General features: G+C 69.1%; 12 protein-coding genes and 1 riboswitch. Of the genes, 7 read left to right on the top strand and 5 right to left on the bottom strand.

The genetic code is table 11. From position 1 onward, the window contains the following. Nucleotides 1–125 precede the first annotated feature (125 nt). From OHA88_RS17120 to gcvT, 5 genes are all read right to left on the bottom strand, one after another. Complete coding sequence (locus tag OHA88_RS17120) at nt 126–1,850, bottom strand: FAD-dependent monooxygenase (RefSeq protein WP_328626168.1); 1,725 nt, start codon at nt 1,848–1,850, stop codon at nt 126–128. A gap of 515 nt (nt 1,851–2,365) precedes the next feature. Next, entirely contained in the window at nt 2,366–3,748 is a 1,383-nt protein-coding gene (locus OHA88_RS17115; protein ID WP_328626167.1) for an L-serine ammonia-lyase, read from the bottom strand. 156 nt (nt 3,749–3,904) lie between these two features. Next, nucleotides 3,905–5,164, bottom strand: coding sequence for a serine hydroxymethyltransferase (gene glyA, locus OHA88_RS17110; RefSeq protein WP_030971368.1), 1,260 nt, complete (start codon nt 5,162–5,164; stop codon nt 3,905–3,907). Between the two features lie 20 nt (nt 5,165–5,184). Further along, on the bottom strand, nt 5,185–5,562 hold the full coding sequence (gene gcvH, locus OHA88_RS17105) for a glycine cleavage system protein GcvH (RefSeq protein ID WP_030931004.1): 378 nt from the start codon (nt 5,560–5,562) through the stop codon (nt 5,185–5,187). Nucleotides 5,563–5,631: 69 nt separating this feature from the next. Next, complete coding sequence (gene gcvT / locus OHA88_RS17100; RefSeq protein ID WP_328626166.1) at nt 5,632–6,747, bottom strand: glycine cleavage system aminomethyltransferase GcvT; 1,116 nt, start codon at nt 6,745–6,747, stop codon at nt 5,632–5,634. Between the two features lie 141 nt (nt 6,748–6,888). After that, nucleotides 6,889–6,986: riboswitch (glycine riboswitch) on the bottom strand. Nucleotides 6,987–7,144: 158 nt separating this feature from the next. On the opposite strand from gcvT, the gene OHA88_RS17095 reads away from it, so the two are divergent. The 7 genes from OHA88_RS17095 to OHA88_RS17065 all read left to right on the top strand — a co-directional run bounded on the left by OHA88_RS17095 (nt 7,145) and on the right by OHA88_RS17065 (nt 15,203). Further along, nucleotides 7,145–7,825, top strand: coding sequence for an AAA family ATPase (locus tag OHA88_RS17095; RefSeq protein WP_328626165.1), 681 nt, complete (start codon nt 7,145–7,147; stop codon nt 7,823–7,825). A gap of 80 nt (nt 7,826–7,905) precedes the next feature. Continuing rightward, nucleotides 7,906–8,676 carry an enhanced serine sensitivity protein SseB gene (locus tag OHA88_RS17090; protein ID WP_328626164.1) on the top strand — a complete coding sequence of 257 codons (771 nt, stop codon included), beginning with the start codon at nt 7,906–7,908 and terminating at the stop codon, nt 8,674–8,676. A 185-nt stretch (nt 8,677–8,861) separates the two neighbouring features. Continuing rightward, nucleotides 8,862–9,644 carry an enhanced serine sensitivity protein SseB C-terminal domain-containing protein gene (locus OHA88_RS17085; RefSeq protein WP_267001599.1) on the top strand — a complete coding sequence of 261 codons (783 nt, stop codon included), beginning with the start codon at nt 8,862–8,864 and terminating at the stop codon, nt 9,642–9,644. A gap of 504 nt (nt 9,645–10,148) precedes the next feature. Next, entirely contained in the window at nt 10,149–11,147 is a 999-nt protein-coding gene (locus OHA88_RS17080; protein ID WP_328626163.1) for an ABC transporter permease, read from the top strand. Between the two features lie 57 nt (nt 11,148–11,204). Further along, nucleotides 11,205–12,962 (top strand): ABC transporter substrate-binding protein, encoded by a 1,758-nt coding sequence (locus OHA88_RS17075; RefSeq protein ID WP_328626162.1) that lies wholly within the window; start codon nt 11,205–11,207, stop codon nt 12,960–12,962. 145 nt (nt 12,963–13,107) lie between these two features. Further along, nucleotides 13,108–14,118 (top strand): ABC transporter permease, encoded by a 1,011-nt coding sequence (locus tag OHA88_RS17070; RefSeq protein WP_326605879.1) that lies wholly within the window; start codon nt 13,108–13,110, stop codon nt 14,116–14,118. Next, nucleotides 14,115–15,203, top strand: coding sequence for an ABC transporter ATP-binding protein (locus tag OHA88_RS17065; protein ID WP_326605880.1), 1,089 nt, complete (start codon nt 14,115–14,117; stop codon nt 15,201–15,203). The genes OHA88_RS17070 and OHA88_RS17065 overlap by 4 nt, the downstream gene beginning before the upstream one ends. Nucleotides 15,204–15,212: the final 9 nt, after the last annotated feature.

Below are 15,212 nucleotides of genomic sequence, written 5' to 3'. Positions count from 1 at the left end.
TCCCTTACGCTGAAATGCGGTCAAATCGGATTCCATGGGGCGTCCGTCCGGACCCTCAGGGCATGGGGCGGGCCCGCGTCGACGAATCAGGTGGGAAGGGATGGGGGAAGGGGCCGGACGACGGCCTATGCGGTCGCGCCGGTCCCTGCCGGGGGAGCGGACGCGATCAGATCGATCCGTCCGGTGATCAGAGCCAGATGGATCCGGGTCGGCCACGAGTCGGCAGCCGCCGTCCCGTGCGGGTCCGGCGCCCACCCTCCGGGGGCCGTGACCGCGACCGCGGCACCGGCCTCGGTCCTGATCCGGGCGGCATGCCCGAGGAGCCTGTGCCACCCGGGGGGCTGCCCGGCGCCCGTGGTCAGGAGCACGCCCTCCACCCCGCGGGCCACCAGAGCCCGCACGGCCGCCATCAGGTCGTCGCCGGCCGGCGACCACTCGTCGGCCGGCGGGCACTCCAGCTCGGCGAAGAGCGGGGGACGGCCTACCGCTTCGAGGTCGGCCGCCTGCGGGTCAGGCGGTACGAGCCGCCCGAGGACGACCGGAGGCCGATGCCCGGGCTGCCCCTGCGGTCCCGCCTCCGGGCGCGCCTCTCGGACGAGGACCAGGGCTGCTCCCCGCGCCTCGGCGGCGCGGACGGCGGCCGCCGGGTCGCCGCAGGCCCCGGGCACCACCTCGACCAGGCGGTTGCGGAGCCGGACGGAACCCATCAGAAGGGGCGCCGCGACCGCGCTCAGCTGCGGGACGGCCCCGGCCGCTGCCACGAGCTCCGCCCCGACAGCGCCTCCCGACGTCCGGTAGGCGGCCTCGGCCTCGTCGACCCGGTCGGGGAAGCGGCGGCGCATCCCCTCGTAGGACAGTGCGGAGGTCCGGGTCATGAAGTGCAGGCCGAACTGGGCGGGCGCCATGTGCAGACGCCGCCCGAACGTCTCCCACCAGCGCATGCTCGGCTCCGCCAGCTCCTGGGTGCGGGCGACCGGGCCGCGGCGTTCCCGCTCGTACTCGGCAAAGGCCGATCCCGGATCGGTGTTCCGCCGGAGGGCCGCCGCAAGGGCGATCGCATCCTCCATCGCCATCTTGGTGCCGGAGCCGACCGTGAAGTGCGCGGTGTGGGCGGCGTCGCCCAGCAGGACCGCATTCCCGTCGGACCAGCGCTCGTTGTGCACGGTCCGGAAGGTGGCCCACCGGCTCCGGTTGCCGATGAGCTCGTGTCCGCCGAGATGTTCGGCGAAGAGCTCACCGAGATGGCCCAGGGCCTCCTCGTCGCTGCCGCCCGAGTTCCGCGAGAAGTCCCCGGTGCGGTCCATCCCGGATGCCTTCCACGTGCCGGGATCGCACTCGATGACCACCGTCGCCATACCGTCCGCATAGGGGTACGCGTGGGCGGCGAAGTGCCCGTTCCCCGTTTCGACGAACGAGAAGGTCGCCGCGTCGAACGGGGCGTGCGTCCCCAGCCACATGTACGGGGAAGCGCCGTGCCGGACGGTCGTGCCGAAACGCCCCGGACGCGCGTCCCGGTGGGAGGAGTTCGCCCCGTCCGCGTAGACCACGACGTCGGCCTCGTCGATGCTGCCGGGCGCCGCCGGGTGGCCGAAGTGGAGTGTGGCACCGGCCTCGGCGGCCTGCTCCTGCAGGATCAGCAGCAGCTCCCGGCGGGAAATGCTGGAGAAGTCGAAGCCCCCATACCGCAGCGTGGCCCGCGGATGCCGCAATTCCATGTCCGACACGGCCACGCTCGCAGCGACGATGCGCGCATGGGTCTCCTGGTCGTTCTTCCACAGCTCGGACATGGTGCGGGCCGAGAAGACCACGCCGAAGCCGAATGCCTCGTCGGGCGCGTTCTGCTCGTACACGTCGACCGATGCAGCAGGCCTCGCTCTACGGATCAATCGCGCCAGGAACAGCCCTGCGGGCCCGCCCCCGACGACGGCGACTTTTCCCCAACCCCCGGTCAACGCGCCCCCTCGTTCACTTGCTCGATTTAATCCGAGCCAGATCATGCGCGTTGCTTGTGGAGCCTCCGTTGAGCATATGTTGAGCGGCCTTCGACCAGGGTTTCCGAGGAGCGCGATTCCCGCCCGGTCAAGGGGCTTCGAGGCAAGTCGCGCGTGCACGGCGACGAGTCGCCACGGACAGGACCGCTCCGACGCACGCGCATGGCAGGCCCACCGTCGCTCACGCCTCCGCCGCCGAGGCCATCGCCACCCGGACCGGCGGGGTCTTCGGTCCGGCGTGGAGCCGAGGGGTCCCGCCGCGGTGCGCGAGCCCCACCCGCCTCCCAGGGACTTCGCAGGGGCTTTTCACTGCGCAGGCAGGGAAGGGCCCGACAGCTCCGAAAGATGCGACGGAGCAGGTCGGGCCGCTTTCCTCAGCACTCGATGATGTTGACCGCCAGCCCGCCGCGCGCGGTCTCCTTGTACTTCACGCTCATGTCCGCGCCGGTCTCCTTCATGGTCTTGATGACCTTGTCGAGGGAGACCTTGTGCGTGCCGTCGCCGCGCAGCGCCATCTTCGCCGCGGTGACGGCCTTGACCGCCGCCATGCCGTTGCGCTCGATGCACGGGATCTGGACGAGGCCGCCGACCGGGTCGCAGGTCAGGCCGAGGTTGTGTTCCATGCCGATCTCGGCGGCGTTCTCGACCTGCTCGGCGGAGCCGCCGAGGACCTCGGCGAGGGCGCCCGCGGCCATCGAGCAGGCGGAGCCGACCTCGCCCTGGCAGCCGACCTCGGCACCGGAGATCGAGGCGTTCTCCTTGAACAGCATGCCGATGGCACCCGCCGCGAGGAGGAAGCGGACGACGCTGTCCTCCTTCTCGGCCTCGGTGGCGCCGCCGGCCGCGAAATTCATGTAGTAGTGCAGCACGGCCGGGATGATGCCCGCGGCGCCGTTGGTCGGCGCGGTGACGACGCGGCCGCCCGCGGCGTTCTCCTCGTTGACCGCCATCGCGTAGAGGGTGATCCACTCCATCGCGTGGGCCTGCGGGTCGCCCTCGGCGCGCAGCTGGCGTGCGGTGTTCGCGGCGCGGCGGCGGACCTTGAGGCCGCCGGGCAGGATCCCCTCACGGGACATGCCGCGCGACACGCACGCCTGCATGACGCGCCAGATGTCGAGCAGACCGGAGCGGATCTCGTCCTCGGTGCGCCAGGCGCGCTCGTTCTCCAGCATCAGCGAGGAGATCGACAGTCCGGTGTCCCTCGCGATCCGCAGCAGTTCGTCGCCGGTGCGGAAGGGGTGCTTGAGGACGGTGTCGTCGAGAACGATCCGGTCCTCGCCCACCGCGTCCTCGTCCACGACGAAGCCGCCGCCGACGGAGTAGTACGTCTTCTCCAGCAGGGGGGCGCCCTCGTGGTCGTACGCGAAGATCGTCATGCCGTTGGCGTGGTACGGCAGTGCCTTGCGGCGGTGCAGGACCAGCTGCTCGTCGGCGTCGAAGTCGATCTCGTGCATGCCGAGGAGGTTGAGCCGTCCGGAGGCGCGGATCTCGGCCACCCGGTCGTCGGCGGACTCGACGTCGACGGTACGGGGCGACTCGCCCTCCAGGCCGAGCAGGACGGCCTTGGGCGTGCCGTGGCCGTGTCCGGTGGCGCCGAGCGAGCCGAACAGCTCGGCGCGTATCGAGGCGGTGTGCGCGAGCAGGCCCTCGTTCTTCAGCCGGCGCGCGAACATACGGGCCGCGCGCATCGGGCCGACCGTATGGGAGCTGGACGGGCCGATGCCGATCGAGAACAGGTCGAAGACCGAGATGGCCACGGGTGACTCCTAAGGGGTTGGTAGACGTCGTTGTCTGCCGGGTGGTGCGGTACGGACCGGTCGGTCCGAAGAGCAGCGGGACAAGGGATGGGGCACCTCGCTCACTGTCCAGTGTGCGCGGTGCCCCGCCTCAAACGTACAGAACCGATTCCCGGACTACTTCAGGCCGGGGTACAGCGGGAACTTCTCGGCCAGCGCGGTGACGCGCGCCTTGAGGTCGTCCGCGTCGTACGAGGGCTTCAGGGCCGACGCGATGATCTCGGCGACCTCGGTGAAGTCCTCGGCCTGGAAGCCGCGGGTGGCCAGGGCCGGCGTACCGATCCGCAGACCGGAGGTGACCATCGGCGGCCGCGGGTCGTTCGGGATGGCGTTGCGGTTGACCGTGATGCCGAGCTCGTGGAGCCGGTCCTCGGCCTGCTGGCCGTCCAGCTCGGAGTTGCGCAGGTCGACGAGGACCAGGTGGACGTCGGTACCGCCGGAGAGGACGGAGACGCCGACCTCGGTGACGTCCGGCTGTACCAGACGGTCGGCGAGGATGCGGGCGCCGTCCAGGGTGCGCTGCTGGCGCTCCTTGAACTCCTCGGTCGCCGCAACCTTGAACGAGACCGCCTTGGCCGCGATCACGTGCTCCAGCGGACCACCCTGCTGGCCGGGGAAGACGGCAGAGTTGATCTTCTTGGCGAGCTCCTGCGTCGACAGGATGACGCCACCGCGCGGACCGCCGAGGGTCTTGTGCGTGGTGGTCGTGACGACATGGGCGTGCGGCACCGGGTTGGGGTGCAGACCCGCGGCCACCAGGCCCGCGAAGTGCGCCATGTCGACCATCAGGTACGCGCCGACCTCGTCCGCGATGCGGCGGAAGGCGGCGAAGTCCAGCTGGCGGGGGTACGCGGACCAGCCGGCGACGATCAGCTTCGGCTTGGACTCCTTGGCCAGACGCTCGACCTCGGCCATGTCCACGACACCGGTGTCGTCCACGTGGTACGGGACCACGTTGTAGAGCTTGCCGGAGAAGTTGATCTTCATGCCGTGGGTCAGGTGACCGCCGTGGGCCAGGTTCAGACCCATGATCGTGTCGCCCGGCTTCAGCAGTGCGAACATCGCGGCGGCGTTGGCCTGCGCACCGGAGTGCGGCTGGACGTTCGCGGCCTCGGCGCCGAACAGCGCCTTGATCCGGTCGATCGCGATCTGCTCGACCACGTCGACGTGCTCGCAGCCGCCGTAGTAGCGGCGGCCCGGGTAGCCCTCGGCGTACTTGTTGGTGAGGACGGAGCCCTGGGCCTCCATGACCGCGACCGGAGCGAAGTTCTCCGAGGCGATCATTTCGAGAGTGGACTGCTGACGGTGGAGCTCGGCGTCGACGGCGGCGGCGACGTCCGGGTCCAGCTCGTGGAGGGAGGAGTTGAGAAGCGACATCAGGTGGTCCCTTGGGGTCTTTAGTTGCCGGAGAACTCGGAGTACTCGTCTGCGGAGAGCAGGTCCTTCGGCTCTTCCGTGATGCGTACCTTGAACAGCCAGCCGCCCTCGAAGGGAGCGGAGTTCACCAGCGCCGGGTCGTCCACGACGTCCTGGTTCGCGGCGGTGACCTCGCCGGTCACCGGCGAGTACAGGTCGCTGACGGACTTGGTCGACTCCAGCTCACCGCAGGTCTCGCCCTCGGTCACCGTGTCACCGACCTCGGGGAGCTGGGCGTAGACGACGTCGCCGAGCGCGTTGGCCGCGAACTCGGTGATACCGATCGTGGCCACACCGTCCTCGACGGCCGACAGCCACTCGTGCTCCTTGCTGTAACGCAGCTGCTGGGGGTTGCTCATGACCTGAATTCTCCTGTACGCGGGGGAGTGCTGATGAACGATGGTCTTACGGGGTGAGACGCGACTGCGTCACTTCTGCCGCTTGTAGAACGGCAGGGTCACGACCTCGTACGGCTCGTGGCTGCCGCGGATGTCCACTCCGACGCCCGTGGTCCCGGGCGCGGCGTGCGTGGTGTCCACGTACGCGATGGCGATCGGCTTGCCGAGGGTCGGGGACGGGGCGCCGGAGGTGACCTGGCCGATGACCTGCCCCTCGGCGACGACGGGGAAACCGGCGCGCGGCACCCGGCGGCCCTCGGCGATCAGGCCGACCAGCTTGCGCGGCGGGGCGGTCTCGGCGCGCTCGGCGGCGGCCTCCAGCGCCTTGCGGCCGACGAAGTCGCCCTCCTTCTCGAACTTCACGACCCGGCCCAGACCGGCGTCGAACGGTGTCAGCTCGGTGGTCAGCTCGTGCCCGTACAGCGGCATGCCGGCCTCCAGGCGCAGCGTGTCACGGCAGGACAGACCGCACGGGATGAGGCCGTGCGGGGCGCCCGCCGCGGTGAGGGCCTGCCAGAGCTGCTCGGCGTGCTCGGGGGCGACGAACAGCTCGAAGCCGTCCTCGCCGGTGTAGCCGGTACGGGCGATCAGCGCGGGCACACCGGCGACGGTGCCGGGCAGGCCCGCGTAGTACTTCAGACCGTCCAGGTCGGCGTCGGTGACCGAGGCCAGGATGGCGGGGGACTCGGGGCCCTGGACGGCGATCAGCGCGTACGCGTCGCGGTCGTCGCGCACCTCGGCGTCGAACCCGTCGGCGCGGGCGGCCAGCGCGTCCAGCACGATCTGGGCGTTCCCGGCGTTGGCGACGACCATGTACTCGGTGTCACCGAGGCGGTAGACGATCAGGTCGTCCAGGATCCCGCCGTCCTCGGCGCAGATCATCGTGTAGCGGGCGCGGCCGACGGCGACGGTGCCGATGTTGCCGACCAGCGCGAAGTTCAGGAATGCCGCTGCCTGCGGGCCGGTGACGGTGATCTCGCCCATGTGCGACAGGTCGAAGAGGCCGGCCTTCGTACGCACCGCGTTGTGCTCGTCGCGCTCACTCGCGTACCGCAGCGGCATGTCCCAGCCCGCGAAGTCGGTCATGGTCGCGCCCAGCGAGCGGTGCAGGGCATCGAGGGCGGTGAGACGGGGGGCGTTGCTCATAGGTGTGGCTCCCAGGGCATGACGGCGAGGACGATCCCTCCCCATCTGTCATCGGAACCTGAGAGGTTCGCCGAGAGACCCTGACGGGTTCGGCTTGCACCTTGGGTGGAGCCGCCGTGGCGACTCGCTTTTCAGATCTGCCTCATCCACGCGGTACGGGGCCTGAGAGATTCAAGGGAGGATCTTGCTCCTTCGGCGCCCGGCACAGTCAATGGCCGGAACTCTCCCGCGCGGATTCAAGCGGCCTTTATGCAGTTGGCCGGGTCATCATCGCACGCATTGCGGAAGAGTGGGGCGTCGGTACCCCGTGAGGGAAACGAACAGTGGGACGGTTGTCTCGCATTGCCTTTTCTTTACACTTCGTGGGCAGGCGTGGGCGACCGACAGGGGGAGGGCAATGACGTTGCAGCGGTACGCGACGACCGCGGGGGTCGCGCACGGCGCGATGCCCGCACAGCCGGGCACACCTGTCCGGGGAAGGCTCGGCACGCACGCACCCGTCGTGCGCGATCTGCGCGAGCGGGCCGGGCGCAGCCCGCGGGGCCTGCACTTCGCCGCGGGCGATGTGGTGGTGGTCTCCGGGCTGCCCGGCAGCGGCAAATCGACGCTCATCCGGCGAGCGGTGACCGTACGGGCCATCGACTCCCAGGACACCCGGGACCGCTGGGCGCAGCGAGTGCCCCGCTTACTCCCGTACGCCCTCTACCGCCCGCTGGTCCGGGTCGCCCACTACTGGGGGCTCTGGCGGGCGCTGCGCTCCGGTGACCCGGTCGTGGTCCACGACTGCGGCACCCAGGCGTGGGTACGGGGCTGGCTGGCCCGGGACGCGCGACGCCGCGGCCGTGTCCTTCACCTCGTGCTGCTGGACGTCACCCCGCAGGTGGCGAGGGACGGCCAGCGCGAGCGCGGACGCGGAGTCTCCGGTTACGCCTTCGCCCGGCACCGCCGGGCCGTCGGCAGACTGCTGCGGGACACCGAGGCCGGCATCCTGCCGCCCGGCTGCTGCTCGGCGGTGCTGCTGGACCGGGAGGCGGCCGGGATGCTGACCCGGATCACGTTCGCCGACCACAGCCCCTGAGGGCTCTGGCGCCCGTCAGCGCGGAGGGGCGCGCCGGAGTTACTGTTCTGCGGCAAGCCATGGGGCGAGAAGGGGAAGCAGTGGACATTCCGGCACCGGTCCAGACCCATCCGCAGGGCGGATGGCCGGCCAATGAGCTCGAAGAGGTGCTCGGGGCCTCGCTCGGCAGCCCGCAGGCGGGCGGCCGGCTCGTCGAAGTGCTCGGCCGCAGCCACCTCTGGGTGCCGCTCCCCAACGGCGGCGGTCCCGACGCCCCGTCGCTCGATCTGCCCACGGTGGAGATCGAGGGCGCGGCGTACGTCCCCGTCTTCAGCTCCGAACAGCAGTTCCTGAGCTGCGTCGGCACCCATATGTCCTTCACCGTGGCGCCTGCCCGCGAATTCGCCCGCGGACTGCCCCCGCAGCTCGGTATCGCGGTGAACCCGGGTGGCGCCGTCGGCATGCCGCTGCCGCCGCCCGCCGTCGCCGAGCTCTGCCGTGCCGGACGCACCTCTCTGGACGGGCCGGCCAGCGGCGGCCGTGTCCGGCTGTACGAGCCGGACTGGCAGGAGGAGCCCGTCGACTTCCTCGCCGCCGCGGCCGGTGAGTTCGAGGAGAGCGGTGTCGTGCGCACCGCCCGCCGCACGCTGGCCAGCATCGAGGGCGGCGACCCCGTGCTCTTCATAGGTGTCGAGTTCTCGACCTGGGACGGCGCCGGACGCAACGCCCCGATGGACGCCCTGGGCCGCGCGCTCGGCCGTGTCGAGGTCCCGTGGCCGGTCAACCTGGTCCTGCTGGACGTGGCGCAGGACCCGGTCGCCGACTGGATGCGGGCCAGGATCCGGCCGTTCTACCAGCGCCAGGGCCACTGAGCGGCGGGTACCCCCTTGCCGGAGCCCGGCGGCCGGGGCGCGACGCGTCGGCCTGTGACGTCAAGTCGGTGTCAGGGACGCCGCTTAAGCTGGTTTGATGGCTAGTGCCTCGGCCACCGTGCCGCACCCGTGTGCCCCGGGAGCGGCAGGCCGACACAGTGGATCGAAGAGGGGCGGGACCCAGGGTGAGTGCGTCAGGCACCGCGGCGGCCGGGCAGGTCGAGCACATGCTGCGCCAAGTGACGCCCGGGCGCTACGACGCGTACGAGGCGTTGCTGCGGGCCCTCGCCCAGGACCGGATCTGGATGCTGCTCTGGCACGGACAGGCCGGATCGCCGGACGCCCAGTACGGGAACATGGAGATCGACGGGCTGGGCTACGCCCCCTGTGTGACCTCGGCCCAGGAACTCGCGGCCAGTGGCTGGAACCGGGCCCATGAGGTGGTCACCGGCGTCGACATCGCTCGTGCCCTCTTCCCCGACCGCTGGGGCATCTGGCTCAACCCGCACGCCCCCGGCGGCGGCGTCGGCATTCCCTGGCTGGATCTGAGACGGATCGCCACCGGCCTCGACCGGATGCCCGCCGGGCCGCTCCGGCTCACCGAGCCGGCCGTCGAGATCCCGCAGTTCTACGCACTGCTCTCGCAGAACGCCCATCGCACCCCTGCGATCCGCTCGTTGCGCCGCGCCTGGGTGCAGCCCGCGCTCGGCGTCCCCTATCTCGCCATCGGTCTGGATCTCTACGACACGAGTCAGTCCTCCGTCGACGCGGTGCGCGCGATGATGCAGCAGTCGATCGGCGCGGTCCCGGACGGGCTTCCCGTCTCGACCGTCGCCATGTCCGACGAGTACGACCCGGTCGCGATGTGGCTGCGTGCCAACGCCCGCCCGTTCTACGACCGCGAGGCGCACGCCCAGGCCGGTCCGCCGCCCGCAGCCGGTTCCGCCTACGGGTACCCCTTCGGGTAGAAGAGCCGGAGGCGCCCGGGATTGTCCCGTGCCGCGCCCCGACGGCCAGGCGCGCCCGGTGAGTTGACCCGGGCTGTGCGCCGATCCTGCCGAAATCGGTTGAGCTACCGGCAAATGCCGTCACCGAAGCCCAAGTCCGGGCATTTCCTGCCTACCGGAGCATCCGGTGCTTCCAGTGGATCCCGGGGCAACTGTCCGGAAAACAGCGGCGGTTGGAAAGCCTGAAACCGCTCCTGGAGCAACGTTGTCCGGATTACGGAACCCTTCTGACCTCATCACGTTTGAGCAAACATTCCCCGTCAGGTCTGGCGGGTGATCGCAGGCGCGTTGAAGACTCCCCGGACAGAGGGATAGCGGATCCGGTGCAGAGCGCTCCGGAACCGGACACCGTCCCTCGGCACCACCTGAACCACCCGGCAACACGGCAGCAACGGACCGCACCGTCGACCCGGGCGGCCGCCAAGCATCGTCGGCAACCGTCGGCACGGGCAAGCACGAGGGACGATGACCGCACCCATAGAGACCACTGAATCGCAGGCCGGTTCTCAGCCCGAGTCTGTGCTGAAGGGCGTCAAGGCCTCACAGATCGAGGGTCGTTCGCTAGGACGGATCGCCTGGAATCGCTTCAAACGCGACAAGGTGGCTGTCGCCGGCGGCATCATCGTCATCCTGCTGGTGCTGCTGGCCGTGCTCTCCAAGCCGATCCAGGCGATGTTCGGTCTCGACCCCAACGAGTTCCACCAGGACCTGATCGACCCGGCCCTGCTGTCGCCCAAGGGCGCCTGGGGTGGCATGAGCTGGGACCATCCGCTCGGTGTCGACCCGCAGTACGGACGCGACATCCTGGCCCGCATCGTGGAGGGGTCCTGGGTGTCCCTCCTCGTCGCGGGCGGCGCGACTCTGGTCTCCGTGATCATCGGCGTGATCATGGGCGTCACCGCAGGGTTCTACGGAGGCTGGGCCGACAGCCTCATCAGCCGCACGATGGACGTCTTCCTCGCCTTCCCGCTGCTCCTCTTCGCGATCTCCATCTCGGCCTCGCTCCAGGACGGAGCGTTCGGACTGTCGGGGCTGCCGCTCAGGATCGCGGTGCTGATCTTCGTCATCGGCTTCTTCAGCTGGCCGTACATGGGCCGCATCGTCCGCGCCCAGACGCTCAGCCTGCGCGAGCGGGAGTTCGTGGAGGCCGCCCGAAGCCTGGGCGCCCGCGGCCCGTTCATCCTGATGCGGGAGCTGCTGCCCAACCTGGTCGCGCCGATCCTGGTGTACTCCACGCTGCTGATCCCGACGAACATCCTCTTCGAGGCGGGGCTCAGTTACCTCGGTGTCGGAATCGCTCCGCCGCAGGCCTCCTGGGGAGGCATGCTCTCCACGGCCGCCGAGATCTATCAGGCCGATCCGCAGTACATGATCGTGCCGGGTCTGGCGATCTTCATCACCGTTCTGGCGTTCAATCTGCTGGGTGACGGGCTTCGTGATGCCCTCGACCCGCGCAGCAAGTAATCCGCGGCACCTGCCAATACATCTGCCGCAACCATCGATCGAGGGGGCATTCCTCAGGTGAAGACCAAAAGAGCGACAGCTGCGATCGCCACAGCTGTGGCACTCGCGCTGGGGGCAACCGCCTGTGGCGGTTCGGACAGCGACAGCAAGAGCAAGGGTGGTAGCAGCGGCTCCACCGACGCCGCGCTGACCTCGGTAGTCAACAAGTCCGACAAGAAGGGTGGCACGCTCTCCCTCGCACTGTCGGACGAGCCGGACTCCCTCGACCCCGGCAACACGTACTACGGCTGGGTGCAGAACTTCGCGCGCCTCTACGGCCGTACGCTGACCAGCTTCAAGCCGGCCGCCGGCGGCGCCGGTCTGGAGGTCGTCCCGGACCTCGCGGAGTCGCTGGGCAAGCCCAGCGCCGACGCGAAGACGTGGACGTACACCCTGAAGAAGGGCCTGAAGTACGAGGACGGTTCGCCGATCACCTCGAAGGACGTCAAGTACGCCATCGAGCGAAGCAACTTCTCGCCCGAGGCGCTGTCCAACGGCCCGACGTACTTCAAGGCGCACCTCATCGGCGGCGACAAGTACAAGGGTCCCTACAAGGACAAGAACCCGAACGGGATCGCGTCCATCGAGACCCCGGACGACACCACCATCGTCTTCAAGCTGAAGGACGCCTTCGCGGACTTCGACTACCTCGCGACCTTCTCGCAGACGGCCCCCGTGCCGGCCGCGAAGGACAAGGGCGCCGAGTACGTCCAGCACATCGTGTCCTCGGGCCCGTACAAGTTCGCTTCGTACGAGGAGGGCAAGAGCGCCAGCCTCGTCCGTAACGAGAACTGGGACCCGAAGACGGACCCGATCCGTCCGGCACTGCCGGACAAGATCAACATCCGCTTCAAGGTCAAGCAGGAGACGGTCGACAACGACCTTCTCGCGGACAACCTCACGGTGGACGCGGCCGGCACCGGTGTGGCCCCGGCCACGCAGCCCAAGGTCCTGACCGACCAGAAGCTCAAGAAGCAGACGGACAACGCGTACGCGGGCGCCACCTCGTACATCGGTCTGAACGTGCACGTGAAGCCGTTCGACAACATCCACTGCCGCAAGGCCGTGCAGTGGGGTATCGACAAGGCGTCGGTCCAGGCCGCCCAGGGTGGCGACCCGAAGGGTGACGTCGCGACGACGCTGCTGCCGCCGACCGTCAGCGGTTACAGCAAGTTCGACCTGTACGAGACCGAGGGTCACAAGGGCGACATCGAGAAGGCCAAGGCCGAGCTGAAGGAGTGCGGCCAGCCCAACGGGTTCGAGACCAACATCTCCGCCCGCTCCGACCGTCCGGCCGAGATGTCGATGGTCACCGCGGTCCAGGCGTCCCTGAAGAAGATCGGCGTCACCGCCAACATCAAGACGTTCCCGGGCGGCAAGTACTTCCAGAACTTCGCCGGTAACCCGAGCTACGTCCACGAGCACAAGCTCGGCATGATCATGACCGCGTGGGGCGCCGACTGGCCGACCGGCTTCGGCTTCCTGGACCAGATCATCAACGGCTCGGCCATCAAGCCGACCGGTGGCAACAACGTCCAGGAACTCGACGACCCGGCGATCAACAAGGCGCTCAACGAGGCCATCGCCAACACCGATGACGCCGCCCGTGCGAAGGCCTGGGGCGACATCGACAAGCTGGTCGCCGAGAACGCGTCCGCCGTGCCGCTCGTCTACCGCAAGAACCTGCTGCTGCGTCCGGTCTCCGCGACCAACGTCACGGTCACGCAGGCATACCTCGGCATGTACGACTACCTGCTGATGGGCTCCTCCAAGTAACTGCCGGGCCTGTCCGCCGGGCTGATTCATTCGGGGGGCGACCCCCGTACCCCCGAAAGTTCGAAAGGCAGGTGAAGGTTTCGGTGTCCGCCGGACCGGGTGCTCCTCGGAGCGCCCGGCCGGCGGACACCGCCGCCGGACAGCTGTGGCTGCGTACATCATTCGACGCGTCTTCGGCGCGGTGCTGTTGCTGCTGATCGTCAGCGCAGTCACCTTCGCGATTTTCTTCCTCGTCCCCCGGCTGGCCGGGCAGACGATGGACCAGCTCGCCGCGCAGTATGTGGGCAAGGATGCCAATCCCCAGTCCATTGCCGCGGTCAAGCACAACCTGGGTCTCGACCAGCCGCTCTACACGCAGTACTGGCACTTCATCAAGCAGATCTTCGTCGGCGCCACCTACAACTTCGGCCCCGACGCCTCGCAGTGCCACGCCCCGTGCTTCGGCTACTCCTTCAAGCGTCACGTCGAGGTCTGGCCCCAGCTCACCCAGCGCATCCCGGTGACGCTGTCCCTGGCCGTCGGTGCCGCCGTGATCTGGCTGATCAGCGGCATCGCCATCGGTGTCGTCTCCGCCCTCAAGCGGGGTTCGCTGCTGGACCGTTTCTTCATGGGCGTCGCCCTGGCCGGCGTCTCCCTCCCGATCTTCTTCACCGGCATGTTGGCGCTCGGCGTCCTCACCGTGCAGTGGCCGATCTGGGAAGGCGTCAACTACGTCGCGTTCACGGACAATCCGGCCGACTGGGCATGGAATCTGCTGATCCCGTGGTGTTCGCTCGCCTTCCTCTACTCCGCGCTCTACGCCCGGCTCACCCGGGCCGGAATGCTGGAGACCATGGGTGAGGACTACATCCGTACGGCCCGCGCCAAGGGCCTCAAGGAGAGCCGGGTCATCGGCAAGCACGGGCTGCGGGCCGCGCTGACCCCCATCGTCACCATCTTCGGCATGGACTTCGGTCTGCTGCTCGGCGGCGCGGTGATCACCGAGACCGTGTTCTCCTTCCCCGGACTCGGCCAGTACGCCGTCAAGAGCGTGCAGGACAACGACCTTCCGATCGTCATGGGCGTGACGCTCGTCGCCGCTTTCTTCATCGTCATCTGCAATCTGCTGGTGGATCTGGTGTACGCCGCCATCGACCCCAGGGTGAGGCTCTCGTGAGTGAGGTTTCCAAGACCGAGGCGCCGGGCGAGCCGGTGGCCGGCCGGCGTTCCGGCGACGACGAGGCCTTCCTCTCCGTACGGGATCTGCGCATCCACTTCCAGACGGACGACGGCCTGGTCAAGTCGGTCGACGGCGTCAGCTTCGACGTGAAGCCGGGGCAGACCCTCGGCATCGTCGGCGAGTCCGGCTCCGGCAAGTCCGTCACCTCGCTCGGCGTGATGGGTCTGCACCGCACGGCCCCCAACGCCCGGATCTCCGGCGAGGTCTGGCTGGACGGCGAGGAACTGATCGGGGCCACCGCCGACCGGGTGCGCGAACTGCGCGGCCGCAAGATGGCGATGATCTTCCAGGACCCGCTCTCCGCGATGCACCCGTACTACACGGTCGGCGCGCAGATCGTGGAGGCCTACCGGGTCCACAACAAGGTCAGCAAGAAGATCGCCCGTACACGCGCGATCGAGATGCTCGACCGGGTCGGCATCCCCGAACCGCACAAGCGGGTCGACGCCTATCCGCACGAGTTCTCCGGCGGTATGCGCCAGCGCGCCATGATCGCGATGGCACTGGTCAACAACCCCGAGCTGCTGATCGCCGACGAGCCGACCACCGCCCTGGACGTCACCGTCCAGGCGCAGATCCTGGACCTGATCCGGGACCTGCAGAAGGAGTTCGGCTCCGCCGTCATCATGATCACCCACGACCTGGGTGTCGTCGCCGAGATGGCCGACGAGCTGCTGGTGATGTACGGCGGCCGGTGCATCGAGCGCGGCCCCGCGGAGCAGGTCTTCTACGAGGCCCAGCACCCGTACACCTGGGGGCTGCTCACCTCGATGCCGCGCATCGACCGCGAGCAGACCGAACGGCTGATCCCCGTCAAGGGCCAGCCGCCGTCGCTGATCAACATCCCGAGCGGCTGCGCCTTCAACCCGCGCTGCCCGTACGCGGACGTGCCCAAGGGCGACATCACCCGCACCACACGTCCCGAGCTGAAGCTGGTCGGCGACGGGCACTACTCGGCCTGCCACATGGCACCCGAGGAGCGCACCCGGATCTGGACCGAAGAGATTGCGCCGAAGCTGTGAGCGAGGCGA

It is taken from the genome of Streptomyces sp. NBC_00353 (assembly GCF_036108815.1).
Lineage (GTDB): Bacteria > Actinomycetota > Actinomycetes > Streptomycetales > Streptomycetaceae > Streptomyces.
This window is presented reverse-complemented; position numbering and strand designations above follow the sequence as displayed.